The organism is Citrobacter sp. W9 (assembly GCF_026719375.1).
In the GTDB taxonomy this organism is placed as follows: domain Bacteria; phylum Pseudomonadota; class Gammaproteobacteria; order Enterobacterales; family Enterobacteriaceae; genus Citrobacter; species Citrobacter werkmanii.
On record NZ_JAPPTE010000002.1, the window covers coordinates 83,691 to 109,293 of the forward strand.

Here is a 25,603-nt window from a genome sequence, read left to right on the forward strand (position 1 = left end):
GCATGTATACCGCGAGCGGTACCAAAGCCTATGCACAGGTCAGTGTGGAAAGCGCCGTAATGAGCGCCAGCCCGCATCAGCTGATCGAAATGTTGTTTGATGGCGCGAACAGTGCCCTGGTGCGCGCTCGCCTGTTTATGCAACAGGGTGATATCGTCGCCAAAGGCGAGGCGTTAAGTAAAGCCATTAATATTATCGACAATGGTCTGAAAGCAGGTCTGGATCAGGAAAATGGCGGTGAAATCGCCACCAACCTGTCTGCGCTCTATGACTATATGATTCGCCGTTTACTGCAAGCCAACTTGCGTAATGATTGTCAGGCTATTGAAGAAGTCGAAGGGTTGCTCGGCAACATTGCGGAAGCCTGGAAACAGATCTCACCGAAAGCGTCGTCCCAGGAGTCTCGTTAATGACCTCAGCCGTGGAGTTTATCAACCGTTGGCAGCGCATCGCGCTACTCAGTCACTCGCTGCTGGAACTGGCGCAGCGGGGTGAATGGGACCTTTTACTGGAACAGGAAGTTACCTATCTGCAAAGTATTGAAGTGGTCATGGAAGAGCAAACTCCACCTGGCATTACACGAAGTATTCAGGACTTAGTGGCCGGGTATATTAAACAGACGCTGGATAACGAACAGTTACTCAAAACATTGTTACAACAGCGGCTGGATGAACTCAGCAATCTTATCGGTCAGTCGACACGCCAGAAGACGCTCAATAACGCCTATGGCCGTCTTTCCGGCATGCTGTTAGTACCCGACGCCCCCACCGCCCCGCAATAATTTTCTGTTAAATCTGAATAATCTTCCATACTCCAGAGGTCGGCCAAACGACTTCTGGAGCACGGAAGATGAAAAATCCCACGTTATTGCAGTATTTTCACTGGTATTACCCCGATGGGGGTCAACTCTGGCCCGAGCTTGCCGAACGCGCAGGCGGACTCAATGATATCGGCATCAATATGGTATGGCTGCCCCCCGCCTATAAAGGCGCATCAGGTGGTTATTCCGTTGGCTACGACTCGTACGATCTGTTTGACCTGGGCGAGTTTGACCAGAGGGGAACCATCCCCACCAAATATGGCGATAAAAACCAGCTGCTGGCGGCAATTGACGCGCTGAAACACAACGACATCGCCGTACTGCTCGACGTGGTGGTTAACCACAAAATGGGCGCGGATGAAAAAGAGAGTATTCGTGTCCAGCGGGTTAACGCCGACGATCGCACGCAAATAGACGATGAAATCATCGAATGTGAGGCCTGGACGCGCTATACCTTCCCCGCCCGCGCAGGCCAGTATTCACAATTCATTTGGGACTATAAATGCTTCAGCGGCATTGACCATATCGAGAACCCCTCCGAAGACGGCATTTTCAAAATCGTTAACGATTATACCGGTGAAGGCTGGAACGATCAGGTGGATGATGAACTGGGTAATTTTGATTATCTGATGGGCGAGAACATCGATTTTCGAAATCACGCCGTGACCGAGGAGATCAAATACTGGGCGCGCTGGGTGATGGAGCAAACCCAGTGTGACGGTTTTCGTTTAGATGCGGTGAAACATATTCCGGCATGGTTTTATAAAGAGTGGATTGAACACGTACAGGAGGTCGCGCCCAAGCCATTATTTATTGTCGCGGAATACTGGTCCCACGAGGTCGACAAACTGCAAACCTACATTAACCAGGTGGAGGGGAAAACCATGCTGTTCGACGCCCCATTGCAGATGAAATTCCACGAAGCCTCCCGTCAGGGCCGCGATTACGACATGAGCCAAATCTTCACGGACACGTTAGTCGAGGCCGATCCGTTTCATGCCGTCACGCTGGTTGCCAATCACGATACCCAGCCGTTGCAGGCGCTGGAAGCCCCTGTCGAGTCATGGTTTAAGCCGCTGGCCTATGCGTTGATCCTGCTACGGGAAAACGGTGTACCGTCGGTGTTTTATCCTGACCTCTACGGGGCGCATTACGAAGACACCGGCGGCGATGGCGAAACCTATCCTATCGACATGCCGATCATTGAACAGCTTGCCGAACTGATCCTCGCGCGCCAGCGCTTCGCCCACGGCGTACAGACGCTCTTTTTCGATCACCCTAACTGTATCGCCTTTAGCCGCAGCGGAACGGACGAAGATCCCGGCTGTGTGGTGGTGTTGTCTAATGGTGATGATGGGGAAAAGACCATCAATCTCGGCGCGAATTACGGTAATAAAACCTGGCGTGATTATCTGGGAAATCGCGAAGAAAGCGTGGTCACCGATGAAAACGGGGAAGCAACGTTTTTCTGTAACGGCGGTAGCGTCAGCGTGTGGGTGATTGAAGACGTGTTGTAATACTCAACCCCGGTGGCCGCTGGCTACCGGGGCGTGCTGCTTATGGCAGCGGCGTGGCCAGCGGTGTTTTCTTTAACGTGTCAGCACATTCCGGCGTCGGGCGATCCACCCGTTGCAGCGTCATGCCATCATACTCCAGCGTATTGCCTTCGTGCTCAATCTCATACAGCTCGCGTTTCACCGTCACGTTGGTGAGATCGCCGGAAATCATCGTCAGTTTCCCCGGTAGAGCAATGACCCGCTGCCACTGGCGACAATCCAGCGTATCGCCCTCTTTCGTCACCACCAGGCTGGCAATGGCTTCCGGGCTGACCAGGCTGCGTTGCGGACCTTTTGACTGCCAGTAGCCTTCCAGACCTGCTGGCGCTGGCGTTTTCACCACGTCGTTATAATTCTCTACTTCGGCGCATCCGCTCAGCGCCAGAAATACCCCAACGATTGCTAATTTTATCATCATTCATCCTGCATGCGAAGAAAATGGGATTGTGGCATTAAAGGTCTGATGCCGCCAGCCTTTCGGTAGCATTGAGAAATATTGATCCAGACAGTGTTACCTCTTATTACTCATAGTCAAAAATTCTGATCGGTGTAGTATCCACACTTCTTGTTACATACCTTCTGAGTTCAGAGGCAAAACGCATGTCATGGCAACACTTCAAACAGGCCTGGTTAATTAAATTTTGGGCCCCTGCCCCTGCGGTCATCGCAGCGGGTATTCTCTCTACTTACTACTTCGGCATCACCGGAACCTTCTGGGCCGTTACCGGCGAATTCACCCGTTGGGGTGGTCAAATCCTGCAATTATTTGGCGTTCACGCCGAAGAGTGGGGATACTACAAGCTGATCCATCTTGAAGGCTCTCCCCTGACCCGCATCGACGGTATGATGATACTCGGTATGTTCGGCGGCTGTTTTGCTGCCGCACTCTGGGCCAACAACGTCAAACTCCGCATGCCGCGCAGTCGGATACGCATTATGCAGGCGATAGTCGGCGGGATGATTGCCGGATTCGGCGCCCGTCTGGCGATGGGGTGTAACCTGGCCGCGTTCTTCACCGGTATTCCACAGTTCTCACTACACGCCTGGTTTTTTGCGCTGGCAACAGCCATTGGCTCGTGGTTTGGCGCACGCTTTACCCTGCTGCCGATGTTCCGTATTCCGGTCAAAATGCAGAAAGTCTCCGCCGCTTCCCCGCTGACGCAAAAACCGGATCAGGCGCGTCGTCGTTTTCGCCTCGGGATGCTGGTGTTTATCGGCATGATCGGCTGGGCGTTACTCACTGCGATGGATAAACCTAAGCTCGGCCTGGCGATGCTGTTCGGCGTCGGGTTCGGTCTGCTGATTGAACGGGCGCAGATCTGCTTCACTTCAGCCTTCCGCGACCTGTGGATTTCTGGTCGCACCCATATGGCAAAAGCGATCATTTTCGGGATGGCGGTCAGCGCCATCGGTATCTTTAGCTACGTGCAACTGGGCGTCGAGCCGAAGATTATGTGGGCGGGTCCGAATGCAGTGCTTGGCGGCTTGCTGTTCGGCTTCGGCATCGTTTTAGCGGGCGGGTGTGAAACCGGCTGGATGTACCGCGCGGTTGAAGGCCAGGTGCATTACTGGTGGGTTGGTCTGGGCAACGTTATTGGCTCAACCATTCTGGCTTACTACTGGGATGATTTTGCGCCTGCTCTGGCCACCAACTGGGATAAGGTGAATCTGCTCAACACCTTTGGTCCGCTGGGTGGCCTGCTGGTGACCTATCTGCTGTTATTTACCGCGCTGATGCTCATCATCGGCTGGGAAAAGCGTTTCTTCCGCCGTGCCGGGCTGACGCCAGCCAAGGAGTCTGTATGAAAAATATCGTGCCTGATTATCGCCTCGATATGGTCGGCGAACCGTGTCCGTATCCGGCAGTTGCCACGCTGGAGGCGATGCCGCAATTGAAGAAAGGTGAAATTCTGGAAGTGGTGAGCGACTGCCCGCAGTCAATCAATAATATTCCACTGGATGCGCGCAATCACGGCTATACGGTGCTGGATATTCAGCAGGATGGCCCAACGATTCGCTATTTGATTCAAAAGTAAGTGTTTGCCGGATGGCGCTACGCTCATCCGGCCTACATTATCTGCACGTTGTCCCTACACCTGCATCGACATCACTTCCTGATACGCCGATACCAGTTTATTACGAACCTGAATCCCCATCTGCATCGACACCGACGCTTTTTGCATATCGGTCATCACATCATTCAGCGCAATACCCGGTTCACCGAGGGTAAATTTCTCAGCCTGGACACGGGACGCGGTCTGCACATCGCTGATTCTGTCTAACGCCGCATGTAGCTGACCGGCAAAACTCACGGTCGGTTGTGGCTGCATATCCTGCATTTTTGCTGACATCGCCGTGGTTTGTAACTGGCTGATGACCCCTTCAATCCCCTGTATTGCCGACATTCTGATCCCCTGGATGAATTTTCACATAGCTGAGATTACCAGTTAGTCAATAAGATAAAGGCGTTAAATAACGATAAAAAACCACGGTTTTTAACCCATAGAAAAATTCGAAACCGCAAATAATGAGACCGTCAATTTTTCGAGTTTGCTGACCCGGGAGTGAGTCTTGTTCCACTTTGCAAAAAACGCCGTCCACGATAAGCCACGAGGTGCGAGATGAGTGCGACAGCATCGACTGCAACCCAGCTTAAACCTCTCGAGTGGTTAAACCGCCTGCGCGCGAATCCCAGAATTCCTCTGATTGTGGCAGGAGCCGCTGCCGTCGCTATCGTTGTGGCGATGGTTCTGTGGGCCAAAGCGCCCGACTACCGCACCTTGTTCAGCAATCTTTCCGATCAGGATGGCGGCGCGATTGTCACCCAACTGACGCAGATGAACGTTCCCTATCGTTTTACTGAGGGAAGCGGCGCTATTGAAGTTCCTGCCGATAAAGTCCACGAGCTGCGCTTGCGTCTGGCGCAGCAAGGCCTGCCGAAAGGTGGCGCCGTTGGCTTTGAACTGCTGGATCAGGAAAAGTTTGGTATCAGCCAGTTTAGCGAGCAGGTTAACTACCAGCGCGCGCTGGAAGGTGAGTTAGCCCGTACCATTGAAACCCTGGGCCCGGTAAAACGCGCCCGCGTGCATCTGGCGATGCCTAAACCATCGCTGTTTGTACGTGAGCAAAAAGCACCTTCGGCCTCCGTCACTGTTAATCTGGAACCGGGGCGTGCGCTGGATGAAGGTCAAATCAGCGCGGTCACGCATTTGGTCTCCAGCGCTGTTGCAGGCTTACCGCCGGGCAACGTAACGCTGGTCGACCAGGCGGGTCATCTGTTAACCCAGTCGAACACCAGCAGCCGCGATCTCAACGATGCGCAACTGAAATACGCCAGCGATGTCGAGGCCCGCGTGCAACGCCGGATCGAATCGATCCTGTCGCCGATTGTCGGCAACGGCAACGTACACGCGCAGGTCACCGCACAGCTGGATTTTGCCAACAAAGAGCAAACCGAAGAGCAATACCGTCCAAACGGCGATGAGTCCCAGGCCGTGCTGCGCTCACGCCAGTTAAACGTCAGTGAGCAAATTGGTAGCGGAGCGCCTGGCGGCGTCCCGGGCGCATTGTCTAATCAGCCAGCCCCGGCTAATACCGCGCCAATCGCCAACCCACCGGCTAATCAGCAAAATGCGCAAACCACGCAGACAACGAATAACAGTAACAATGCAGGTCCGCGCAGTACGCAGCGCAATGAAACCAGTAACTATGAAGTCGACCGTACCATTCGCCATACCAAAATGAACGTTGGCGATGTGCAGCGTCTCTCGGTGGCCGTCGTGGTCAACTATAAAACGTTACCGGATGGCAAACCGCTACCGTTAACTGCCGAACAGATGAAACAGATTGAGGATCTGACCCGCGAGGCGATGGGGTTCTCCGACAAACGTGGCGACACCCTGAACGTGGTGAACTCTCCGTTCACAGCGACCGACGATTCCATGGGTGAGCTTCCGTTCTGGAAACAGCCGTTCTTTATTGATCAGTTAATGTCCGCAGGTCGTTGGTTACTGGTTCTGCTGGTCGCCTGGCTCCTGTGGCGGAAAGCCGTTCGCCCGCAGTTGCTCCGTCGCAGCGAAGAAGCGAAAGCCGCGCAAGAACAAACGCGAATCCGTCAGGAAACCGAAGAAGCGGTAGAAGTTCGCCTCAGCAAAGACGAACAGACCCAGCAACGTCGCACGAATCAGCGTCTGGGCGCAGAAGTCATGAGCCAGCGTATTCGTGAAATGTCAGATAACGATCCGCGCGTCGTGGCGCTGGTCATTCGTCAGTGGATGAGTAACGATCATGAGTAATGCCCTTACCGGTACCGATAAAAGCGTCATCCTGCTGATGACCATTGGCGAAGATCGCGCGGCGGAGGTGTTTAAGCACCTTTCCACGCGCGAAGTTCAGGCGCTCAGTACGGCGATGGCCAACGTACGCCAGATCTCCAATAAACAGTTGACGGAAGTGCTGGCGGAGTTTGAACAAGAAGCCGAACAATTTGCCGCGCTCAACATTAACGCCAACGAATATCTGCGCTCGGTGCTGGTGAAAGCGCTGGGTGAAGAACGCGCGTCCAGCCTGCTGGAAGATATTCTGGAAACCCGCGATACCACCAGCGGCATTGAAACGCTCAACTTTATGGAGCCGCAAAGCGCCGCCGACCTTATCCGCGACGAGCATCCACAGATTATCGCTACCATTCTGGTGCACCTCAAACGGGGCCAGGCGGCCGATATTCTGGCGCTGTTCGACGAACGTTTACGTCACGACGTCATGCTGCGTATCGCCACTTTCGGCGGCGTACAGCCTGCCGCGCTGGCGGAATTGACCGAAGTATTGAATGGACTGCTCGACGGCCAGAACCTCAAGCGCAGCAAAATGGGCGGCGTGAGAACGGCAGCGGAAATCATCAACCTGATGAAAACCCAGCAGGAAGAAGCCGTTATTACCGCCGTGCGCGAATTCGACGGCGAACTGGCGCAGAAAATTATCGACGAGATGTTCCTGTTCGAAAACCTGGTGGACGTCGACGATCGCAGTATCCAGCGCCTGCTGCAGGAAGTGGATTCCGAATCGCTGCTGATTGCCCTGAAAGGCGCCGAACAGCCGCTACGCGAGAAGTTCCTGCGCAATATGTCGCAACGTGCTGCCGATATTCTGCGCGACGACCTTGCCAACCGCGGTCCGGTACGTTTGTCGCAAGTGGAAAACGAACAGAAAGCGATTCTGCTTATTGTGCGTCGTCTGGCGGAAACCGGCGAGATGGTGATCGGCAGCGGCGAGGATACTTATGTCTAACGAACTGCCGTGGAAAGTCTGGACCCCGGACGATCTCGCCCCACCGGTGGCGGAGTTCGTCCTGGCCGACCACAGTGAAACACCGTTGTCAGAAGAGACCGACGAGCCGGAACTCTCAGCAGAGCAACAGCTTGAGCAGCAGCTCGCGCAGTTGCAAATGCAGGCCCACGAGCAAGGTTATAACGCTGGTCTGGCGGAAGGTCGACAAAAGGGCCACGAACAAGGCTATCAGGAAGGACTGAATCAGGGCCTGGAGCAAGGCCAGAACCAGGCACGCGCGCAGCATGCGCCAATCACTGCCCGTATGCAGCAATTGGTGAGCGAATTTCAGAATACGCTGGACGCTCTGGACAGCGTGATTGCCTCGCGCCTGATGCAAATGGCGCTGGAGGCGGCGCGTCAGGTGATAGGTCAGACGCCTGTCGTAGATAACGCGGCGCTGATTAAACAAATCCAACAGCTGTTGCAGCAGGAACCGCTGTTTAGCGGTAAACCGCAGTTGCGCGTACATCCGGACGATCTCCAGCGGGTGGAAGAGATGCTCGGTGCCACCCTCAGTCTGCACGGCTGGCGGCTGCGCGGCGATCCCACGTTGCATCACGGCGGCTGTAAAGTCTCTGCCGACGAAGGCGATCTGGATGCCAGCGTCGCCACGCGCTGGCAAGAGCTCTGCCGTCTGGCCGCGCCAGGAGTCGTGTAATGACCACTCGTCTGACTCGCTGGCTCAATACGCTGGACAACTTCGAAGAGAAAATGTCGCTGCTGCCTGCGGTGCGTCGTTACGGGCGTCTGACCCGCGCCACCGGGCTGGTGCTGGAAGCCACCGGATTACAGCTGCCGCTGGGCGCCACCTGCGTCATTGAACGCCAGGATGGCAACGAAACCCAGGAAGTTGAAAGTGAAGTCGTGGGCTTTAACGGTCAGCGACTGTTTCTGATGCCGCTCGAAGAGGTCGAAGGCGTTCTGCCCGGCGCGCGCGTGTACGCGAAGAATATTGCCGGAGAAGGTCTGCAAAGCGGGAAACAATTACCGCTGGGTCCTGCTCTGCTGGGCCGGGTGCTCGACGGCAGCGGCAAACCGCTCGACGGTCTGCCCGCGCCGGACACCACCGAAACCGGGGCGCTGATGACGCCGCCGTTTAACCCGCTGCAGCGCACACCTATTGAACATGTGCTGGATACCGGCGTGCGCCCCATTAACGCGTTATTAACCGTCGGGCGCGGTCAGCGTATGGGACTTTTCGCAGGTTCGGGCGTCGGTAAAAGCGTCCTGCTTGGCATGATGGCGCGTTATACCCAGGCCGATGTCATCGTCGTCGGTCTGATTGGCGAACGTGGCCGCGAAGTTAAAGATTTTATTGAAAATATTCTCGGCGCTGACGGTCGCGCACGCTCGGTGGTGATTGCCGCTCCGGCGGACGTTTCGCCGCTGTTGCGTATGCAGGGCGCGGCCTACGCCACGCGCATCGCCGAAGATTTCCGCGATCGTGGACAGCACGTATTGCTGATTATGGATTCCCTCACCCGCTATGCGATGGCGCAACGTGAGATCGCGCTGGCGATCGGCGAGCCGCCAGCAACCAAAGGTTATCCGCCGTCAGTATTCGCCAAATTACCGGCGCTGGTGGAACGTGCCGGGAACGGTATTCACGGTGGCGGGTCAGTTACCGCGTTTTACACCGTCCTGACCGAGGGTGACGATCAGCAGGACCCGATTGCCGACTCCGCACGCGCGATTCTGGACGGTCACATTGTGCTGTCCCGCCATCTGGCCGAGGCAGGTCATTACCCGGCAATCGATATAGAAGCCTCGATCAGCCGTGCCATGACCGCGCTCATTAGTGAGCAACACTATGCGCGGGTGCGTAATTTTAAACAGTTGCTATCCAGCTTCCAGCGTAACCGCGACCTGGTCAGCGTCGGGGCATATGCCAAAGGCAGCGATCCGATGTTGGATAAAGCCATCGCCTTATGGCCACAACTGGAAGCATTTTTACAGCAAGGCATCTTTGAACGGGCTGACTGGGAAGATTCCCTGCACGCTTTAGAACTGATTTTCCCTGGTGTGTGATTGAGCAGGAGAGCATAGGTCATGGCACAACATGGTGCATTAGCAACGCTGAAAGACCTGGCTGAAAAAGAGGTAGATGACGCTGCTGTCTTATTGGGAGAGATGCGTCGTGGCTGTCAGCAGGCGGAAGAACAGTTGAAAATGCTGATCGATTATCAGCATGAGTACCGTAACAATCTGAATAACGATATGGGTCAGGGTATTACCAGTAATCGCTGGATTAACTATCAGCAGTTTATTCAGACCCTGGAAAAAGCGATTGAGCAACATCGCCAGCAGCTCAATCAATGGACACAGAAAGTGGACCAGGCGCTGAACAGTTGGCGCGATAAAAAACAACGGTTGCAGGCGTGGCAAACTCTGCAGGACAGACAAACCTCGGCGGCGTTACTGGCCGAAAACCGTCTGGATCAGAAAAAAATGGATGAATTTGCTCAGCGTGCAGCTATGAGGAAACCCGAATGATTACTTTACCCCAACTGATTACCACCGACACCGACGTAGCCGCAGGTCTTCAGTCAGGCAAAGCGGTAGATTCACGCGAGGATTTTTTAGCGCTGCTGGCTGGCGCATTAGGTGCGGGCGACGCGCAGGGTAAAGGCGCGCCATTGACGCTTGCCGATTTACAGGCGGCGGGCAGTAAACTGCAAAAAGGGTTGCTGCAAAAAAATGGCGATGTCACACAGTCGGTCAAGTTAACCGATCTTCTGGCGCAAAAAGAGATGCAAACCGATGCTTCTCTTGCCGACATGACTGATGCTCAGCAACTGTTGTCAGCGCTGACGCCGTCGCTGAAAGTGAATGCCCTGACGACACTGGGCAAAACGGTTCAGCAGGATGAAAAAAACACCACGCTCAGCGATGACGATCTCGCTAACCTGAGCGCGCTGTTCGCCATGCTACCGGGACAACCGATGGCGACACCTGCCGTCGACAACACCCCTGCCCCCGTTGATGCCTCGCTTTCGGCGTTGTCACGAGACACGGCACATGGCGCTATCACCGATAACGCGGTCGAACTGCTGCCCGGTGACGCCAAAAAAGGCAAAACGGACATTGCCTCTCCTGGCAGCAGCCTGGATCAGACAAACAATCCGACGCTAACCCCACTGACGGTAGCGGCGGCGACCAGAGCGGAAATTGATAGCGCCCCTTCGCCGACCAGCATTGGCGTGACGGCGGCTCCGTTAAGTGGCCCACAGACACATGCTCAGCCGTTACCTACCGCCGCGCCGGTGCTAAGCGCTCCGTTGGGTAGTCAGGAATGGCAGCAATCACTGAGTCAGCACGTCACACTATTCACGCGTCAGGGCCAGCACAGCGCAGAGCTGCGCCTGCATCCGCAGGATCTGGGTCAGGTGCACATTTCCATTAAGCTGGATGACAACCTCGCACAGTTGCAAATGGTATCACCACACAGTCACGTGCGCGCCGCGCTGGAAGCCGCGTTACCGATGCTGCGTACGCAGTTGGCTGACAGTGGGATCCAGTTGGGACAAAGCAACATTAGCAGTGAGAGCTTTGCCGGACAGCAGCAGTCTTCCGGACAGCAACAACAGGCTGGTCGCGCTCAGGGACAAGATATTTTTGCCGCTGAAGATGACGCCATCCTGGCAACGCCAGCCTCGCTGCAAGCCGCTGCCCGCGGTGATGGAGCAGTAGACATCTTCGCCTAACGCCAGAGGTAGCATGATTATCCGCGTCTTTTCCACGCTTTGTCGTGGACAGGACACGGGATAATCAGCCCATAAGCTGTACCGAAACAGGAAGCCCGTATCTGATGACTGACTCCGCGATTAACAAAAAAAGTAAACGCGCTATTTGGATCCCTCTGCTGGTATTAATTACCCTCGCCGCCTGCGCAACTGCGGGGTATAGCTACTGGCGCATGCAGCAGCAGCCGTCCGCCAGCGTCAAAGCGGAACCGGCTCCACCGCCTGCGCCGGTGTTCTTTGCGCTGGATACCTTTACCGTCAATCTGGGTGATGCGGACCGTGTGCTGTATATCGGTATCACGTTGCGCATGAAAGACGAAGCGACACGTGCGCGTCTGAATGAATATTTGCCGGAAGTACGCAGCCGCTTGCTGCTGCTGTTTTCTCGTCAAAATGCGGCTACGCTCGCCACCGAGGAAGGTAAACAACAGCTGATTACCGCCATCAAAGAGACGCTCGCGACTCCGCTCGTTGTCGGGCAGCCAAAACAGGTTGTCACCGACGTTCTTTATACAGCTTTTATTCTGCGGTAAAGACATGGGCGACAGTATTCTTTCTCAGGCTGAAATCGACGCATTGCTGAATGGCGATAGCGAAACCAAAGACGAACCCATTACCGGTATCGCAAAAGAGAGCGATATTCGACCTTATGATCCCAACACCCAACGCCGCGTGGTGCGTGAGCGTTTACAGGCGCTGGAGATCATTAACGAACGCTTCGCGCGCCAGTTCCGTATGGGATTATTTAACCTGTTGCGCCGTAGCCCGGATATTACCGTGGGGGCGATTCGTATCCAGCCGTATCACGAATTTGCGCGTAACTTACCGGTGCCGACCAACCTGAACTTAATCCACCTCAAGCCGCTGCGCGGTACGGGCCTGGTGGTGTTCTCACCAAGTCTGGTATTTATCGCCGTTGATAACCTGTTCGGCGGCGATGGACGCTTTCCGACGAAAGTGGAAGGTCGCGAATTTACGCATACTGAACAGCGCGTTATCAACCGCATGCTGAAGCTGGCGCTGGAAAGCTACAGCGACGCGTGGAAGGCCATCAATCCGCTGGAAGTGGAATACGTTCGTTCCGAGATGCAGGTGAAATTTACCAACATCACCACCTCGCCTAACGACATCGTGGTGAACACCCCGTTCCACGTTGAAATTGGCAATCTGACCGGTGAATTTAACATCTGTCTGCCATTCAGCATGATTGAACCATTGCGCGAGCTGCTGGTGAATCCACCGCTGGAAAACTCACGTAATGAAGATCAGAACTGGCGCAATAATCTGGTGCGTCAGGTTCAGCATTCTGAGCTGGAGCTGGTGGCAAACTTTGCCGACATTCCGCTGCGGCTGTCCCAGATTTTAAAGCTGAAACCCGGCGATGTACTGCCGATTGAAAAACCCGACCGCATTATTGCTCATGTGGACGGCGTGCCTGTACTGACCAGCCAGTATGGCACCGTGAACGGTCAGTATGCGTTACGCGTAGAACATCTGATAAACCCGATTTTGAATTCGCTGAATGAGGAACAGCCCAAATGAGTGATATGAATAATCCGTCCGATGAGAACACTGGCGCATTGGACGATCTGTGGGCTGACGCGTTAAACGAGCAAAAAACCACGACCACCAAAAGCGCGGCCGATGCGGTATTCCAGCAGTTAGGCGGCGGCGACGTTAGCGGCGCTTTGCAGGACATCGACCTGATCATGGACATTCCGGTCAAACTGACCGTTGAACTGGGCCGTACGCGCATGACCATCAAAGAGCTGCTGCGTCTGACGCAAGGTTCCGTTGTCGCGCTGGATGGTCTGGCGGGCGAACCGCTGGATATCCTGATCAACGGTTATCTGATCGCCCAGGGTGAAGTGGTGGTGGTCGCGGATAAATACGGCGTGCGTATCACCGACATTATCACCCCATCAGAACGCATGCGCCGTCTGAGCCGTTGATCATGAACACCCAGGCGACAGTTTCTCAGCCAGCCGCCGTCCCCGGCTCACCGCTGGTGCAGGTAAGCGGCGCGCTGCTGGGGATCATTGTGTTGATCCTGGCGGCAGCCTGGGTCATTAAACGCCTGGGCTTTGCCCCCAAAAGCAACGGTACGCGAGGGCTGAAGGTTGCGGCAAGTACCTCACTGGGCCCACGTGAGCGCGTGGTGATTGTTGAGGTGGAAGATGCGCGCCTGGTGCTGGGCGTCACGGCCTCGCAAATTAACCTATTGCACACCCTGCCCCCGGCACCTGCCGATGCAGAAGAAAAACCGGCCTCCCCTGCGGATTTCCAGGCCATGATGAAGAGTTTGCTCAAGCGTCCCGGGAGATCCTGATGCGCCGTTTGTTTTCCATCACGCTGGCAGGCTTATGGCTTTTCAGTCCAGTCGCCCTCGCCCAGCTCCCGGGCCTGGTGAGTCAACCGCTGCCAGGCGGCGGACAAAGCTGGTCATTGCCTGTACAGACGCTGGTGTTTATCACCTCGCTGACCTTCCTGCCTGCCATTTTATTGATGATGACCAGCTTCACCCGCATCATCATCGTTTTCGGTTTGTTGCGAAATGCATTGGGAACGCCGTCTGCGCCCCCTAATCAGGTACTGCTGGGGCTGGCGCTATTTTTAACCTTTTTCATCATGTCGCCAGTGATCGATAAAATCTACGTTGACGCCTATCAGCCGTTCAGCGAAGAGAAGATCTCCATGCAGGAAGCCATGGAGAAAGGCGCCCAACCGTTACGCGAGTTTATGCTGCGCCAAACCCGTGAAGCCGATCTGGCGTTGTTCGCTCGTCTGGCAAACAGCGGTCCCTTACAGGGACCAGAAGCCGTACCGATGCGAATTTTGCTTCCGGCTTATGTCACCAGTGAGCTGAAAACCGCATTCCAGATAGGCTTTACCATTTTTATCCCGTTTCTGATTATCGATCTGGTCATCGCCAGCGTGCTGATGGCGCTCGGGATGATGATGGTGCCGCCCGCCACGATCGCGTTACCGTTTAAGCTGATGCTGTTCGTGTTGGTGGACGGTTGGCAATTGCTTGTCGGCTCGCTGGCACAAAGCTTTTACAGTTAGAGGCGCGAAATGACACCTGAATCGGTCATGATGATGGGGACAGAAGCGATGAAAGTCGCTCTGGCCCTTGCTGCGCCTTTGCTGTTGGTGGCCCTCGTCACAGGTCTTATCATCAGCATTTTGCAGGCGGCGACCCAGATTAACGAAATGACGCTGTCCTTCATTCCCAAAATTGTTGCGGTTTTTATTGCCATCATTGTTGCCGGCCCGTGGATGCTTAACCTGTTGCTCGACTACGTGCGTACGCTGTTCAGCAATTTACCGTATATCATCGGGTAGACAACGTTATGTTGCAGGTGAGCAGCGTTGAGTGGATGCAGTGGCTGAATCTTTACTTCTGGCCGTTGCTGCGCATCCTGGCGCTCATCTCCACAGCGCCCATCCTCAGCGAACGCGCTATCCCCAAACGGGTAAAGCTGGGGCTGGGATTGATAATAACCATCGTTATCGCCCCATCTATTCCCCCAGCAGACGTCCCCATCTTTTCCATCGGCGCGTTGTGGCAGGCCATGCAACAAATTCTGATCGGTATCGCCTTAGGCTTCACCATGCAGTTTGCGTTTGCCGCCGTTCGTACCGCCGGGGAACTGATTGGCCTGCAAATGGGGCTTTCCTTTGCGACATTCTTTGACCCCGGTAGCCGCCTGAATATGCCGGTTCTGGCACGACTGATCGACATGCTCGCCATGCTGTTATTCCTCACCTTTAATGGCCATCTGTGGCTGATTTCGCTGTTGGTGGATACGTTTCATACCTTGCCCATTGGCGGCAATCCGGTTAACAGCAATGCATTTCTCGCGCTGGCGCGGGCGGGTAGCCTGATTTTCCTCAACGGGCTGATGCTGGCCCTACCGGTTATGACGCTGCTGCTGACGCTGAACCTTGCGCTTGGCTTGTTAAATCGCATGGCGCCACAGCTGTCGATTTTTGTCATTGGCTTTCCTCTCACCCTGACCGTGGGTATTTCATTAATGGCGGCGCTGATGCCATTAATTGCGCCATTCTGCGAGCGCTTGTTCAGCGAAATTTTTAATTTGTTGGCCGATATCGTCAGCGAAATGCCCGGAAAATAATAACCCTTAATTTTTATCCTGTTTTACTAAGGATTGTCCTAAATTTAAAAACCGACAACATCCACCAGGATATCGCTGTCGCGGTTTATTTGTTTTTGCCTCACTCACATAACGCAACATTTACTTTACTTTAAGATGTTTCCTGGCAAATTATACGCAACTTTACGGGATAGTAAATTCGCCTGAAAACAGCGAAAGCGTCATCTTGGGTCGTTATTATTCCGTTTAGTTGTGATGCAATAATCAGGTAAGGGGAATTATCGTTACGCATTGAGTGAGGGTATGCCATGTCAACGATTATTATGGATTTATGCAGTTACACCCGGCTAGGGTTGACCGGATATCTGGTCAGTCGGGGGGTGAAAAAAAGGGAAATCAACAATATTTCCAGCGTTGGTGAACTCAGTCTCGCCTGTGTTTCTCTGCAACCCGCTGTGGTGTTTATTAATGAGGACTGTTTTATCCACGATCCTGCTGACAGTCAGCAAATCAAGCAAATCATTAATCAGCATCCCAGTACATTATTTATTGTATTTATGGCGATTGCCAATGTGCATTTTGATGAGTATCTTTTAGTCAGAAAAAATTTATTGATCAGTTCTAAATCAATTAAGCCTGATTCACTGGACGAACTTCTTGGCGATATTCTGAAAAAGGAAGTCAATATTGCTATCGATGTTAATCTGCCGACATTGTCATTAAGCCGTACCGAATCCAGCATGCTACGCATGTGGATGGAGGGACAGGGAACAATACAGATATCAGATCAAATGAATATCAAGGCCAAGACCGTCTCATCCCATAAGGGAAATATAAAACGAAAGATTAAGACGCATAATAAGCAAGTTATCTATCACGTGGTTCGACTCACGGATAACGTCACCAATGGTATCTTTGTGAATATGCGCTAAAACGTTCTGACTGGTGGCGGAACCACCAGTCAGAATCATGCAGAAGAACTTACCTCACTCTATTTTTTCCACAAAGATACCGTCCTGATGACCTGATTCATTAAAGAACCAGATACCGAGCGGGTAGTCTTCCAGCGAAACCAGGTACATGGTGCCTTCACTAAACTCTTCGATTGCCAGTACCACGCCCGGCCGACGTGGACCGCCGTCCGTTTTGACTGTGACCCGATCATTCACCTTCATCATTTTCCTCCTGTGGCTTTGTGCCAGTGTAGAACAAATTCCTTTTTGTGGCAGCGTCCGGCGCATGCGATTGCGGGTTTTCTCGACGGTCTATACTTAAGTGGTGCGCATCTGAGGTTTTGATGCGCTCCCCCGGTATCCTTAACGGTTGAGAGGTATGAGGATGAAAACCGCGAAAGAGTACAGCGATACGGCCAAACGTGAAGTCAGCGTCGATGTAGACGCGCTGCTGAAGGCAATCAACGAAATCTGCGAGAGTGAAATTCATCGCAGTCAGGACGATCCTGAACGCGTCAGCATCGACGGGCGTGATTACCATACATGGCATGAACTGGCCGATGCGTTCGAGCTTGATATCCATGATTTTAGCGTGTCGGAAATCAATCGCTGACTGAGGGTGAAAAAAATCCCGGCCCTCATCGGGCCGGGATCAAGCTTGCTTATGCAAGAAGCACTTGAAAATTCGTTACACCAGGAAATCTGATGTAAAACAAACCTTATCTGCAATTTTTTTGCCTGACAAGAAAATAATTCTCACCAAAATGATAAATATAACTAATGGTTGAGAGTTAGCCGGGTTACGGCCAGGCCCAATATCAGGTGTCCTGGCAGAGCGATCTTTGCTCGCCGGGCACCAGTTCATCTTCACGGAATGCTTCCCGTTTAACGCCAAAGCCGTCGTACCAGCGACACTCCACCATTCCGCTGGCATACCCGGTAACGATCATGCGTGGGCCACCCTCTTTCGAAGTGACTTCCTCACTGACAGAAAAGACCATACCTGCCTCCTGTATCAAGAGAAACCTTTACACCTTAGACGACAAAAAGGCTTTTTGCGTAATTAATCCGGCGACAATTAGTGCGAAACTCCGCGCAGTCTGGTAACGGTTTTCACCAGCAGAACGACTATTCCACCAATGATAAAGCCGAGCACCAGATTAAGCAGGGTCGGAAGCATAAGCCCAATCAATGCGCTTTGCTGCTGGGCAAAATGTTCTATCGCATGATGCAGCGGTGATATGCCATGTACAACAATCCCCCCCCCTACTAAAAACATCGCCAGCGTGCCCACCACTGAAAGTGTTTTCATCAGCCAGGGAGCAACAACCAGTAGTCCTTTCCCCAGCGATTGGGCAAGCAGGCTGCGCTTTTCTGCCAGCCAGTAGCCGATATCATCCAGCTTAACGATAATCCCTACCAGGCCATACACGCCCACGGTCACCACTAAGGCGATACCTGATAACACCAGCACCTGATTCAACAACGGCGCATCCGCCACAATACCGAGGGTGATGGCGACAATCTCAGCGGATAAAATGAAGTCGGTACGTATCGCACCTTTGATTTTATCTTTCTCGAAGGTCAGTGGGTCCTGCGCCGCCAGAGATGCCAGACGCTGCTGGCGCTCTTCCGGGGTCTCTTTGTGTTTACGCGCTTCCAGGGTGTGAAGCACTTTTTCCGCCCCTTCAAAACAGAGAAACGCCCCGCCTACCATTAATAAGGGGGTGATCGCCCAAGGTATAAAGGCGCTAATCAATAGCGCCAGCGGTACAAGAATAACTTTGTTAACAAACGACCCTTTAGCCACGCTCCAGACCACCGGGAGTTCGCGGTTCGCCCGCACGCCCGACACCTGTTGCGCATTGAGCGATAAGTCATCTCCCAAGACACCCGCGGTTTTTTTCGCGGCCAGTTTTCCCATGACCGAGATATCGTCGAGTAAGGTAGCGATATCATCGAGTAAGGTCAGTAAGCTACTTCCTGCCAAAATGTTAACCCTCAATATTATTTTTTTGCCGTATTAAGTATGAAGTAAAACACGCCATGCGGAAACTGGCCTTTCTGGTCAACAAATATTTAACAATGGCATGCAATTATAAATCTCGCCAGCACGATAGTTTTGACGTTTACTATGTTGCACCTTTTTATTTCCACCGTGAGGGATTATGCGTTTCAGGCAATTGTTACCACTTTTCAGTGCGCTCTTCGCGCTGTATATCATTTGGGGTTCCACCTACTTCGTTATTCGCATTGGCGTGGAAAGCTGGCCGCCGTTGATGATGGCTGGCGTGCGTTTTCTCTCTGCGGGCATTTTGTTAACCGCATTCTTACTGATTCGCGGGCATAAGCTGCCGCCTCTGCGCCAGCTCCTGAACGCCGCGTTAATTGGCGTCCTGCTGCTGGCTGTGGGTAATGGGCTGGTCACCGTCGCAGAACATCAAAATGTGCCTTCCGGTATCGCCGCGGTGGTGGTTGCTACCGTTCCGCTGTTTACGCTGTGCTTTAGCCACTTTTTTGGTATCAAAACGCGCAAACTGGAATGGGTGGGAATCGCCATTGGGTTGGCTGGAATTATCATGCTGAACAGCGGCGGTAATTTAAGTGGTAATCCTTGGGGCGCTGTATTAATCCTGATCGGTTCGATAAGTTGGGCGTTTGGCTCGGTGTACGGCTCACGCATAACGTTACCCGTTGGCATGATGGCTGGGGCCATTGAAATGTTAGCCGCCGGGGTTGTGCTGATGTGCGCCTCGTTGCTCTCCGGGGAAAAACTGACCACTATGCCGACATTTTCAGGCTTTATGGCGGTGGCGTACCTGGCCCTGTTTGGCTCTATTATTGCCATTAACGCGTATATGTACCTGATTCGCAACGTCAGTCCGGCGTTAGCCACCAGCTATGCCTACGTTAATCCGGTTGTCGCCGTACTGCTAGGTACCGGTCTGGGAGGAGAAAGTCTGGCGCTCATCGAATGGCTGGCGCTCGGCGTGATCGTATTTGCGGTGGTATTGGTTACCCTCGGTAAATACTTATTCCCAATGAAAGCGGATGCCGTTGCTACCCCATCGGAAAAGACACTACAGTAAGTGAATACCCTGAGTGTCGATCTGCGCGGTGGCACCGCCGCCGCAGATCCACTCGATGACACGTTCAGATAACGCCTCATCGCCGAGTTTTTCGCGCCCGCGCAGGGCGCACTCCCAGACAATCAGTACACGCCAGCCCAGAGTCTGCAATTTTTCACAATCCCGCGCGTCACGCTGGACATTTTTACCTATTTTTTCCAGCCAGAATTCCGTTCGCGTGGCAGGGACTTTAAACAAGTAGCAGTTGTGATGATGCCAGAAACAGCCATGGGTAAAGATCACACAACGGTAATCATCCACTACAAAATCGGGGCGACCAGGTAACGTCGCATCCTGCACGCGAAACGTTACGCCCTGCTCTGTCAGTACGCTGGCAAGGCGTTTTTCAATGGCGGTATCACGGGTGGCGATCGCCCGCATATTTTTACTGCGCGTTGCTTTATCGTGAACGTCTGCCATGCAGGTTCTCTTTTTCGCGAATAGCAACCGCCTGTATGATTTTCGGCTCCAGCAGTCTGGCAACCGCCGCGAATGCCGGAACGACCACCGAATTACCAAACTGGCGATAAGCCTGAGTATCCGACACCGGGATCCTGAACTGATAGCCCTGGGGTGATTCAAACCCCATCAGGCGCGCGCACTCCCGTGGTGTAAGCCGGCGCGGACGGTGTTGCTGGTTCAACGGATCGTCAAAATCCTTTTCCCCCAGCGCCATATCCCAGCCGCGATCGACAAGGATCTCGGCGCCGTCTTTATAATAGCGTGCGGATAATGTGCGCGTTACACTATCGGGATTACCAGGATACACCATGCCATAACCAAACCCATTCCCCCGCGCCTGGTGCTTTTTCGCATAGCGGTATAAATATTTCCACAACACCGGCGTCAGCACATATTTCGCATCGACGGTCGGCTCAAGCAGCTCCGCCAGCGTAGTACGTCGCGGCGGATAGCGAGTGACAATATTGCGCAGCGTGAAGTCTGATTTCAGATTCAGATCGCGTCGAAATCCGACGAGCACAATACGTTCGCGATGCTGAGGTAAAAAATGTTGTCCATCGATTATTTTCGGATCGTCAGGTCCATTATCTGCCGCATCCGCGACGTCATAACCCAGCTCATCCAGCGTCTGCATAATGATGCGAAACGTTTTACCCTGGTCGTGACTTTTCAGATTTTTAACGTTTTCGAGCACAAATATTGCTGGTCGACGCGCATCGATAATGCGCACCACATCAAAAAAGAGTGTGCCTTGTGTATCACAGGCAAAGCCGTGGGCCCGCCCTAACGCATTTTTCTTTGATACCCCAGCCAGGGAGAAAGGCTGACAAGGAAATCCTGCCAGCAGTACGTCATGTTCAGGAATATGTTGGCGAATATGTTCCGCCGCCTGCTGGTCGCTTACTCCATCATGATGACTCAGCGTGACATCGCGAATATCTTCATTAAAGTGATGCTGGAGCGGATCGCAATAATTATTCGCTTTGTAGGTGCGCACCGCATGCTTGTTCCATTCGCTGGTAAACACGCACTGCCCGCCAATCGCCTCAAAGCCGCGACGAATCCCGCCGATGCCGGCAAACAGATCGATAAATCGAAAGGCATAGTGCGGATGATGCGCAGGTGGCGTCGGCAGCAAGGAATTCAGATGAGCAAGCTCATTGTCGCTGAGGCGATACCATGTTTCGTTCGCCACTACTCGCTTAAAGATGGCCGGACTCCAGCGGTTCTCACCAACACCATTCAGATGAGCAACCAGGGTTTTCACGTCATAAATTTCAAGCAACTTAGCCAAAATTACCTGTGCGGCGGCCTTGTTATCATCTGTCATTGGGTTCATGGAGCCTGCTACTGAAAAATTATCCTGCATACATTTAACCGGCCGAAATGGATAACCGACAGATTAACATAAAATAGCGCGGTTGACGTTGCGGCTGTATTGGCGACTAACGTGCTTTAAAGGGTTGAATCGCGTCGAGATCCAGCATTGCATACTCTCCTTTTAACTCCGCACTCAGCTTCGCCATATACGTCAGTAAAAAGTCAGCATTATGCTGCGCTAAATGTCGGCCTTGTTCAGTTTGCATTGTCAGCGGCAGCGTCAATAATTTGGTCTGAAAGTGATCGAGCGCGTACTGTTTATCGTCAAGGCAACGCTTCCGCGCGAATGGATCTTCCGCGTCAAACAGCGCCACGCCTAACGCACCAGACACGGCAAATACGCGTGCTAAACCGATAGCCCCCAGCGCCTCAAGCCTGTCGGAATCCTGCACAATTTTAGCTTCAATAGTTTCCGGTGCTATCTTCGCGCTGAAACTGTGCGCCTCAATGGCATGACATACGGCAGGTATACAGTGTTGCGGAAAATCAGGGAAATCGCGCCTCAGAATGCGGCGTGTTTCCTGCGCCGCCAATACCGACGAGCGATGACGATCCGGATGATTCTTCGGCAAGCTGACAAGATCATGGAAGTAGCACGCTGTAAGAACCACCAGCCAATTTACGGTCGCATCCGTGCTTAGCTTTTGCGAGGTCTTCCACACGCGACGAAAATGAGAGATATCATGGGCAGCATCCTGCCCGGAATGGTTATCCTGTAGCCAGGCTTCAAATTTTGACTGCCAATCTTTTCGTTCCATGCGGTCTCTCTTTGCAGAAAGAAAATCACCTTAACAACAATTTTCATTGCAGACCACTGCCAGCGCTTCAATTTATATAAATATATTATCACTCTCAATTTTATATAATCACAGAAAATTTATTATTTCTTGATCACCATAGCAACAGATAATCATATGTAATCAAACAACAAATAACCCACAAAAATAAAATACACGAAAACAATGAACACAAGAAATACATAACCAACTGATAAAAATAAATTTATCATCTAAATAACATTATTAAACACATATACATTAATTTATAAAAAGACACCGTAGAAACATTATGAAATATCTTAAATACATTTGTTACATGTTATATTTTAAATTAAATGAACTTCATAGATAGTATCCAAATGTAGTCTTTCGGATAGTACTACATATTCATATTAATTATTATCATAAGGGAATACATAATGAAAAGAAAAGTACTGGCACTTCTCCTCCCTGCTTTATTAGCTGCAGGCGCAGCGAATGCCGCTGAAATTTATAATAAGAACGGCAATAAACTGGATCTGTACGGCAAAGTCGATGGTCTGCATTATTTCTCTGACGATGCGGGTAGCGACGGCGATCAGACCTATGTACGTGTGGGCTTTAAAGGCGAAACCCAGATCAACGACATGCTGACTGGTTATGGTCAGTGGGAATATAACGTCCAGGCCAACGGCACCGAAGGTGAAGGTGCAGATTCATGGACCCGTCTGGCTTTCGCTGGCTTAGGTTTTGGTCAGAACGGTACCTTTGACTACGGTCGTAACTATGGCGTTGTCTACGACGTAGAAGCCTGGACCGATATGCTGCCGGAATTCGGCGGCGATACCTACACCCAGACCGACGTGTATATGACCGGTCGTACAAACGGCGTTGCCACCTACCGTAATAAAGGTTTCTTCGGTGAGGTTGATGGCCTGAACTTCGCTCTGCAGTACCAGGGCAATAATGAAGATGGTGGTTCAGGCGAAGGTACTGGTAATGGTGATGGACGTAGACTGTCTCGTGAAAATGGCGACGGTTTCGGTATGTCTACCTCCTATGACTTCGACTTCGGTTTAAGCCTCGGTGCGGCATACTCCAGCTCTGACCGTACTAATAATCAGGTTGCTGCTGGACGTGGCGACAGTAGCCATGCCAACCGCTATGCTGGTGGTGACACAGCTGATGCCTGGACCGTGGGTGCCAAATATGATGCGAATAACGTGTACCTGGCTGCCATGTATGCTGAAACACGCAATATGACCGCATACGGTAAAGGGGATGGAGTTGAAGGCGGTATTGCTAACAAAACGCAAAACTTCGAAGTTGTTGCACAATACCAGTTTGACTTTGGTTTGCGCCCGTCCGTTGCATTCCTGCAGTCTAAAGGCGTTGATTTAGGCGGCTGGGATCACCATAGCAATGGCACCCCACGCTACACCGACAAAGATTTGGTCAAATATGTTGATGTAGGTATGACTTACTACTTCAACAAAAACATGTCCACCTACGTTGATTACAAAATCAACCTGCTGGATGAAGACGATAGCTTCTATGAAAGCAATGGTATCGCAACTGACGACATCGTTGCCGTTGGTTTAGTCTACCAGTTCTGATTGAGATACAAACAGCAAGCCCGCTTCATATGAAGCGGGCTTTTTTCACCGCACGGGGATAAGCTCTGCTAAGAGCGCCAGATATGCGACACGCTTTCAATAGAATTAATGCGGGGAAGATTTGGAAAAAATATTAATAACCAGAACCCCTGCACAAATAAGGAACATGCCTGCGATCGCCGGAAAATCAAGCTTTTGCCCACTTACCAACCAGCCCAAAAGGCTGATTAATACGATTCCAGCACCTGACCAAATTGCGTACGCAATACCCGTTGGAATGGTCGACAGCGTCTGAGCGAGAAGATAAAAAGCAGTGCAGTAGCATACAATGGTTGCTACAGATGGCCATAGACGTGTAAATCCGTCAGAGAACTTCATCAGGGTTGTACCTATTACTTCAGCTACAATGGCCCCGGCAAGGAAAATGTATGAATTCAAAATCTGGCCCCATGTGACAATCTAAAACAATTATCGTATCACAAAGGGTCAGGTGAGTTTGAACACAGCCAAAACTCCTTCAACTTAGTACAAAAAGACCGTCTGAAGCGCCGCGAGGTCTGCTATGCGCGGACGTTGGGGTTGATGTTAAAGTCACCACAGAGCTGATATCGGTCTGTGGACTGCCAGATTCGAATACCCAGTTTTCCATTTCCCGGGTAAGTTTTTGCTTAGTATCAGCATCAACGACGCCATCAGGAAATCTGATATTTATAACTTTTCCTTTATCATCAATATCATATACTACTTTGAATTCGTTATTTTCATCCACCAACGTCCTTACCCAAGTTTTGCTTATTGTTTCACTTGCATGAGAACTAAAAGCTAAACCTGCCGACAAAACAGCAATAATGGCCACACCCAACAGCTTGTTATTCATAGTGTTATCCACTCGCAAATAAATAATGTTAAATAGAAATAGTTATCATTTCCACTGTTTGTTTTTACAGCTACGCTGGGTGTGGCAATAGTGAGGGACCTGAACTGGTGCTCTCACGGCGCAGAACCAAACCTAATCTGACGGACCACTCTGTGTCGGCAGCAGACCGTTAGCAAAGTGAAGCATGATATTTCGGAGGCTCTTATGGACAAATGAAAAGATAATCACATGTAAACTCAGCGCGATTTCAATGTTAAACGGTATTTCCCCTGGAGACCCCGGATATTTACTCATATGCGTATTGCCAAACCCGTCAACAATCTCGAAAGCTCTTTTCTGATGTACAGCCAGGGATTGGGGCTACATAAAATTGCTGAATTCAACGATCATGAGGGGTTCAATGGAATAATGTTAGGGCGGGAAGACTTAGACTGGCACATAGAATTCACCTTTTGCCAAAACCATCCCGTTCAACCTTTGCACACTGAAGAAGATTTACTCGTTCTTTATTACCCTGATGAAAATGAATGGTTGCATGCCTGCGAAAGAATGAACGATGCTGGTTTCAGAATGACAGCGTCATTCAATCCCTACTGGGATGTGAACGGAAGGACATTTGTTGACGTCGACGGATATAGGGTGGTTATCCAAAACAAGTCGTGGGCATAACCTCAATAAATATTGCAATGTATCTTTCATGAAATCAAAGCCAAGGGGATATCAGATTACCATGACTCGAGAAAGGACAAACAACTATTCTCAGGTCACAAAACTGAAAGCCAAGTTTTGGTTTATGATAGAAAAATCAAAAGATCGCCGACATTAGATCGAGCCCTAGTTGATAAAACTGCCCGCTAGGGCAGT

Annotated in this window: 33 protein-coding genes and 1 pseudogene; 24 read left to right on the top strand and 10 right to left on the bottom strand. The window is 52.0% G+C overall.

Translation table 11 applies throughout. The annotated features are described in order from the left end of the window. Positions 1-2 precede the first annotated feature (2 nt). The 3 genes from fliS (at position 3) to amyA (ending at position 2,337) form a co-directional block, all read left to right on the top strand. Entirely contained in the window at positions 3-410 is a 408-nt protein-coding gene (gene fliS / locus OOJ59_RS05100) for a flagellar export chaperone FliS (RefSeq protein ID WP_085048008.1), read from the top strand. Continuing rightward, positions 410-781, top strand: coding sequence for a flagella biosynthesis regulatory protein FliT (fliT, locus tag OOJ59_RS05105; RefSeq protein ID WP_003030458.1), 372 nt, complete (start codon positions 410-412; stop codon positions 779-781). The genes fliS and fliT overlap by 1 nt, the downstream gene beginning before the upstream one ends. Positions 782-849: 68 nt before the next feature. Continuing rightward, positions 850-2,337: an alpha-amylase gene (gene amyA / locus OOJ59_RS05110; RefSeq protein ID WP_160955814.1), complete on the top strand. Its 1,488-nt coding sequence runs from the start codon at positions 850-852 to the stop codon at positions 2,335-2,337. A 40-nt stretch (positions 2,338-2,377) separates the two neighbouring features. Here the strand turns inward: amyA and yedD are convergent, their stop codons facing one another. Further along, positions 2,378-2,791, bottom strand: a complete 414-nt coding sequence (gene yedD / locus OOJ59_RS05115; protein WP_268063362.1) for a lipoprotein YedD — start codon at positions 2,789-2,791, stop codon at positions 2,378-2,380. Positions 2,792-2,955: 164 nt separating this feature from the next. On the opposite strand from yedD, the gene yedE reads away from it, so the two are divergent. Beyond that, positions 2,956-4,182, top strand: coding sequence for a selenium metabolism membrane protein YedE/FdhT (gene yedE / locus OOJ59_RS05120; RefSeq protein WP_371414781.1), 1,227 nt, complete (start codon positions 2,956-2,958; stop codon positions 4,180-4,182). Continuing rightward, on the top strand, positions 4,179-4,412 hold the full coding sequence (gene yedF / locus OOJ59_RS05125; RefSeq protein WP_000790504.1) for a sulfurtransferase-like selenium metabolism protein YedF: 234 nt from the start codon (positions 4,179-4,181) through the stop codon (positions 4,410-4,412). The genes yedE and yedF overlap by 4 nt, the downstream gene beginning before the upstream one ends. A gap of 54 nt (positions 4,413-4,466) precedes the next feature. On the opposite strand, the gene fliE is transcribed toward yedF, so the two are convergent. Then, positions 4,467-4,781, bottom strand: coding sequence for a flagellar hook-basal body complex protein FliE (gene fliE, locus OOJ59_RS05130; protein WP_016153486.1), 315 nt, complete (start codon positions 4,779-4,781; stop codon positions 4,467-4,469). Between the two features lie 216 nt (positions 4,782-4,997). On the opposite strand from fliE, the gene fliF reads away from it, so the two are divergent. The 14 genes from fliF to rcsA all read left to right on the top strand — a co-directional run bounded on the left by fliF (position 4,998) and on the right by rcsA (position 16,497). After that, positions 4,998-6,671, top strand: coding sequence for a flagellar basal-body MS-ring/collar protein FliF (gene fliF, locus OOJ59_RS05135; RefSeq protein ID WP_038641569.1), 1,674 nt, complete (start codon positions 4,998-5,000; stop codon positions 6,669-6,671). Then, entirely contained in the window at positions 6,664-7,662 is a 999-nt protein-coding gene (gene fliG, locus OOJ59_RS05140) for a flagellar motor switch protein FliG (RefSeq protein ID WP_003030443.1), read from the top strand. The genes fliF and fliG overlap by 8 nt, the downstream gene beginning before the upstream one ends. Continuing rightward, a complete protein-coding gene (gene fliH / locus OOJ59_RS05145) occupies positions 7,655-8,362 on the top strand; it encodes a flagellar assembly protein FliH (RefSeq protein WP_069323568.1) in 708 nt (235 codons plus the stop codon). Before fliG ends, fliH begins: the two co-directional genes overlap by 8 nt. After that, positions 8,362-9,732: a flagellar protein export ATPase FliI gene (fliI, locus tag OOJ59_RS05150; RefSeq protein ID WP_042307679.1), complete on the top strand. Its 1,371-nt coding sequence runs from the start codon at positions 8,362-8,364 to the stop codon at positions 9,730-9,732. The genes fliH and fliI overlap by 1 nt, the downstream gene beginning before the upstream one ends. 21 nt (positions 9,733-9,753) lie before the next feature. Continuing rightward, positions 9,754-10,197 (top strand): flagellar export protein FliJ, encoded by a 444-nt coding sequence (gene fliJ, locus OOJ59_RS05155; RefSeq protein WP_003030438.1) that lies wholly within the window; start codon positions 9,754-9,756, stop codon positions 10,195-10,197. Then, entirely contained in the window at positions 10,194-11,408 is a 1,215-nt protein-coding gene (gene fliK / locus OOJ59_RS05160; protein ID WP_160955812.1) for a flagellar hook length control protein FliK, read from the top strand. The genes fliJ and fliK overlap by 4 nt, the downstream gene beginning before the upstream one ends. 104 nt (positions 11,409-11,512) lie before the next feature. After that, on the top strand, positions 11,513-11,980 hold the full coding sequence (gene fliL / locus OOJ59_RS05165; RefSeq protein WP_038641578.1) for a flagellar basal body-associated protein FliL: 468 nt from the start codon (positions 11,513-11,515) through the stop codon (positions 11,978-11,980). Positions 11,981-11,984: 4 nt separating this feature from the next. Continuing rightward, complete coding sequence (gene fliM / locus OOJ59_RS05170; protein ID WP_038641580.1) at positions 11,985-12,989, top strand: flagellar motor switch protein FliM; 1,005 nt, start codon at positions 11,985-11,987, stop codon at positions 12,987-12,989. Further along, complete coding sequence (fliN, locus tag OOJ59_RS05175) at positions 12,986-13,399, top strand: flagellar motor switch protein FliN (RefSeq protein ID WP_005127761.1); 414 nt, start codon at positions 12,986-12,988, stop codon at positions 13,397-13,399. Before fliM ends, fliN begins: the two co-directional genes overlap by 4 nt. After that, positions 13,399-13,776 (top strand): flagellar biosynthetic protein FliO, encoded by a 378-nt coding sequence (fliO, locus tag OOJ59_RS05180; RefSeq protein WP_137350964.1) that lies wholly within the window; start codon positions 13,399-13,401, stop codon positions 13,774-13,776. The genes fliN and fliO overlap by 1 nt, the downstream gene beginning before the upstream one ends. After that, positions 13,776-14,513 carry a flagellar type III secretion system pore protein FliP gene (gene fliP / locus OOJ59_RS05185; protein WP_038641584.1) on the top strand — a complete coding sequence of 246 codons (738 nt, stop codon included), beginning with the start codon at positions 13,776-13,778 and terminating at the stop codon, positions 14,511-14,513. The genes fliO and fliP overlap by 1 nt, the downstream gene beginning before the upstream one ends. Before the next feature lie 9 nt (positions 14,514-14,522). After that, positions 14,523-14,792: a flagellar biosynthesis protein FliQ gene (fliQ, locus tag OOJ59_RS05190; protein ID WP_032939600.1), complete on the top strand. Its 270-nt coding sequence runs from the start codon at positions 14,523-14,525 to the stop codon at positions 14,790-14,792. An 8-nt stretch (positions 14,793-14,800) separates the two neighbouring features. Beyond that, positions 14,801-15,586 carry a flagellar biosynthetic protein FliR gene (gene fliR, locus OOJ59_RS05195; RefSeq protein WP_160955811.1) on the top strand — a complete coding sequence of 262 codons (786 nt, stop codon included), beginning with the start codon at positions 14,801-14,803 and terminating at the stop codon, positions 15,584-15,586. A 287-nt stretch (positions 15,587-15,873) separates the two neighbouring features. Further along, positions 15,874-16,497 (top strand): transcriptional regulator RcsA, encoded by a 624-nt coding sequence (gene rcsA / locus OOJ59_RS05200; protein WP_038641587.1) that lies wholly within the window; start codon positions 15,874-15,876, stop codon positions 16,495-16,497. 54 nt (positions 16,498-16,551) lie between these two features. Here rcsA and dsrB read toward each other — a convergent pair whose 3' ends face one another. After that, a complete protein-coding gene (gene dsrB, locus OOJ59_RS05205) occupies positions 16,552-16,740 on the bottom strand; it encodes a protein DsrB (protein WP_038641589.1) in 189 nt (62 codons plus the stop codon). 163 nt (positions 16,741-16,903) lie between these two features. On the opposite strand from dsrB, the gene yodD reads away from it, so the two are divergent. Then, positions 16,904-17,131, top strand: a complete 228-nt coding sequence (gene yodD / locus OOJ59_RS05210) for a YodD family peroxide/acid resistance protein (protein ID WP_032939599.1) — start codon at positions 16,904-16,906, stop codon at positions 17,129-17,131. Between the two features lie 205 nt (positions 17,132-17,336). Here yodD and OOJ59_RS05215 read toward each other — a convergent pair whose 3' ends face one another. After that, positions 17,337-17,519 (bottom strand): YodC family protein, encoded by a 183-nt coding sequence (locus OOJ59_RS05215; protein ID WP_038641592.1) that lies wholly within the window; start codon positions 17,517-17,519, stop codon positions 17,337-17,339. A gap of 77 nt (positions 17,520-17,596) precedes the next feature. Continuing rightward, positions 17,597-18,511: a DUF808 domain-containing protein gene (locus OOJ59_RS05220; protein WP_193157171.1), complete on the bottom strand. Its 915-nt coding sequence runs from the start codon at positions 18,509-18,511 to the stop codon at positions 17,597-17,599. Positions 18,512-18,686: 175 nt separating this feature from the next. Here OOJ59_RS05220 and yedA point away from each other — a divergent pair, with 175 nt between their 5' ends. After that, positions 18,687-19,607 (top strand): drug/metabolite exporter YedA, encoded by a 921-nt coding sequence (gene yedA / locus OOJ59_RS05225; RefSeq protein WP_087856013.1) that lies wholly within the window; start codon positions 18,687-18,689, stop codon positions 19,605-19,607. Here yedA and OOJ59_RS05230 read toward each other — a convergent pair. From OOJ59_RS05230 to OOJ59_RS05240, 3 genes are all read right to left on the bottom strand, one after another. Then, the gene (locus tag OOJ59_RS05230) at positions 19,599-20,066 is read right to left on the bottom strand and encodes a very short patch repair endonuclease (protein ID WP_038641598.1); all 468 of its coding nucleotides are present in this window, start codon (positions 20,064-20,066) and stop codon (positions 19,599-19,601) included. The genes yedA and OOJ59_RS05230 overlap by 9 nt on opposite strands. Continuing rightward, the gene (locus tag OOJ59_RS05235; protein WP_160955809.1) at positions 20,047-21,477 is read right to left on the bottom strand and encodes a DNA cytosine methyltransferase; all 1,431 of its coding nucleotides are present in this window, start codon (positions 21,475-21,477) and stop codon (positions 20,047-20,049) included. The genes OOJ59_RS05230 and OOJ59_RS05235 overlap by 20 nt, the downstream gene beginning before the upstream one ends. Positions 21,478-21,553: 76 nt before the next feature. Next, positions 21,554-22,246, bottom strand: a complete 693-nt coding sequence (locus OOJ59_RS05240) for a phosphohydrolase (protein WP_160955808.1) — start codon at positions 22,244-22,246, stop codon at positions 21,554-21,556. A 440-nt stretch (positions 22,247-22,686) separates the two neighbouring features. Here OOJ59_RS05240 and ompC point away from each other — a divergent pair, with 440 nt between their 5' ends. Next, on the top strand, positions 22,687-23,862 hold the full coding sequence (ompC, locus tag OOJ59_RS05245) for a porin OmpC (RefSeq protein WP_085047996.1): 1,176 nt from the start codon (positions 22,687-22,689) through the stop codon (positions 23,860-23,862). A 105-nt stretch (positions 23,863-23,967) separates the two neighbouring features. On the opposite strand, the gene OOJ59_RS05250 is transcribed toward ompC, so the two are convergent. Next, entirely contained in the window at positions 23,968-24,300 is a 333-nt protein-coding gene (locus tag OOJ59_RS05250; RefSeq protein ID WP_003839058.1) for an EmrE family multidrug efflux SMR transporter, read from the bottom strand. A gap of 79 nt (positions 24,301-24,379) precedes the next feature. After that, on the bottom strand, positions 24,380-24,739 hold the full coding sequence (locus OOJ59_RS05255; protein ID WP_160956366.1) for a hypothetical protein: 360 nt from the start codon (positions 24,737-24,739) through the stop codon (positions 24,380-24,382). A 294-nt stretch (positions 24,740-25,033) separates the two neighbouring features. Between OOJ59_RS05255 and OOJ59_RS05260 the strand changes: the two genes are divergently transcribed. Together OOJ59_RS05260 and OOJ59_RS05265 are read left to right on the top strand one after the other, a co-directional pair. Beyond that, a complete protein-coding gene (locus OOJ59_RS05260; RefSeq protein ID WP_193157068.1) occupies positions 25,034-25,408 on the top strand; it encodes a VOC family protein in 375 nt (124 codons plus the stop codon). An 18-nt stretch (positions 25,409-25,426) separates the two neighbouring features. Then, positions 25,427-25,597, top strand: a pseudogene (locus OOJ59_RS05265) (tyrosine-type recombinase/integrase); the annotation flags it as partial. Between the last annotated feature and the right edge of the window lie 6 nt (positions 25,598-25,603).

What these genes read in the sequence shown, in the direction of transcription:
- fliS (WP_085048008.1), top strand. Translation starts at nt 3, where the DNA reads ATGTATACCGCGAGCGGTACCAAAGCCTATGCACAGGTCAGTGTGGAA.
- fliT (WP_003030458.1), top strand. Translation starts at nt 410, where the DNA reads ATGACCTCAGCCGTGGAGTTTATCAACCGTTGGCAGCGCATCGCGCTA.
- amyA (WP_160955814.1), top strand. Translation starts at nt 850, where the DNA reads ATGAAAAATCCCACGTTATTGCAGTATTTTCACTGGTATTACCCCGAT.
- yedD (WP_268063362.1), bottom strand. Translation starts at nt 2,791, where the DNA reads ATGATAAAATTAGCAATCGTTGGGGTATTTCTGGCGCTGAGCGGATGC.
- yedF (WP_000790504.1), top strand. Translation starts at nt 4,179, where the DNA reads ATGAAAAATATCGTGCCTGATTATCGCCTCGATATGGTCGGCGAACCG.
- fliE (WP_016153486.1), bottom strand. Translation starts at nt 4,781, where the DNA reads ATGTCGGCAATACAGGGGATTGAAGGGGTCATCAGCCAGTTACAAACC.
- fliF (WP_038641569.1), top strand. Translation starts at nt 4,998, where the DNA reads ATGAGTGCGACAGCATCGACTGCAACCCAGCTTAAACCTCTCGAGTGG.
- fliG (WP_003030443.1), top strand. Translation starts at nt 6,664, where the DNA reads ATGAGTAATGCCCTTACCGGTACCGATAAAAGCGTCATCCTGCTGATG.
- fliH (WP_069323568.1), top strand. Translation starts at nt 7,655, where the DNA reads ATGTCTAACGAACTGCCGTGGAAAGTCTGGACCCCGGACGATCTCGCC.
- fliI (WP_042307679.1), top strand. Translation starts at nt 8,362, where the DNA reads ATGACCACTCGTCTGACTCGCTGGCTCAATACGCTGGACAACTTCGAA.
- fliJ (WP_003030438.1), top strand. Translation starts at nt 9,754, where the DNA reads ATGGCACAACATGGTGCATTAGCAACGCTGAAAGACCTGGCTGAAAAA.
- fliK (WP_160955812.1), top strand. Translation starts at nt 10,194, where the DNA reads ATGATTACTTTACCCCAACTGATTACCACCGACACCGACGTAGCCGCA.
- fliL (WP_038641578.1), top strand. Translation starts at nt 11,513, where the DNA reads ATGACTGACTCCGCGATTAACAAAAAAAGTAAACGCGCTATTTGGATC.
- fliM (WP_038641580.1), top strand. Translation starts at nt 11,985, where the DNA reads ATGGGCGACAGTATTCTTTCTCAGGCTGAAATCGACGCATTGCTGAAT.
- fliN (WP_005127761.1), top strand. Translation starts at nt 12,986, where the DNA reads ATGAGTGATATGAATAATCCGTCCGATGAGAACACTGGCGCATTGGAC.
- fliP (WP_038641584.1), top strand. Translation starts at nt 13,776, where the DNA reads ATGCGCCGTTTGTTTTCCATCACGCTGGCAGGCTTATGGCTTTTCAGT.
- fliQ (WP_032939600.1), top strand. Translation starts at nt 14,523, where the DNA reads ATGACACCTGAATCGGTCATGATGATGGGGACAGAAGCGATGAAAGTC.
- fliR (WP_160955811.1), top strand. Translation starts at nt 14,801, where the DNA reads ATGTTGCAGGTGAGCAGCGTTGAGTGGATGCAGTGGCTGAATCTTTAC.
- rcsA (WP_038641587.1), top strand. Translation starts at nt 15,874, where the DNA reads ATGTCAACGATTATTATGGATTTATGCAGTTACACCCGGCTAGGGTTG.
- dsrB (WP_038641589.1), bottom strand. Translation starts at nt 16,740, where the DNA reads ATGAAGGTGAATGATCGGGTCACAGTCAAAACGGACGGCGGTCCACGT.
- yodD (WP_032939599.1), top strand. Translation starts at nt 16,904, where the DNA reads ATGAAAACCGCGAAAGAGTACAGCGATACGGCCAAACGTGAAGTCAGC.
- OOJ59_RS05215 (WP_038641592.1), bottom strand. Translation starts at nt 17,519, where the DNA reads ATGGTCTTTTCTGTCAGTGAGGAAGTCACTTCGAAAGAGGGTGGCCCA.
- yedA (WP_087856013.1), top strand. Translation starts at nt 18,687, where the DNA reads ATGCGTTTCAGGCAATTGTTACCACTTTTCAGTGCGCTCTTCGCGCTG.
- OOJ59_RS05230 (WP_038641598.1), bottom strand. Translation starts at nt 20,066, where the DNA reads ATGGCAGACGTTCACGATAAAGCAACGCGCAGTAAAAATATGCGGGCG.
- OOJ59_RS05235 (WP_160955809.1), bottom strand. Translation starts at nt 21,477, where the DNA reads ATGCAGGATAATTTTTCAGTAGCAGGCTCCATGAACCCAATGACAGAT.
- OOJ59_RS05240 (WP_160955808.1), bottom strand. Translation starts at nt 22,246, where the DNA reads ATGGAACGAAAAGATTGGCAGTCAAAATTTGAAGCCTGGCTACAGGAT.
- ompC (WP_085047996.1), top strand. Translation starts at nt 22,687, where the DNA reads ATGAAAAGAAAAGTACTGGCACTTCTCCTCCCTGCTTTATTAGCTGCA.
- OOJ59_RS05255 (WP_160956366.1), bottom strand. Translation starts at nt 24,739, where the DNA reads ATGAATAACAAGCTGTTGGGTGTGGCCATTATTGCTGTTTTGTCGGCA.
- OOJ59_RS05260 (WP_193157068.1), top strand. Translation starts at nt 25,034, where the DNA reads ATGCGTATTGCCAAACCCGTCAACAATCTCGAAAGCTCTTTTCTGATG.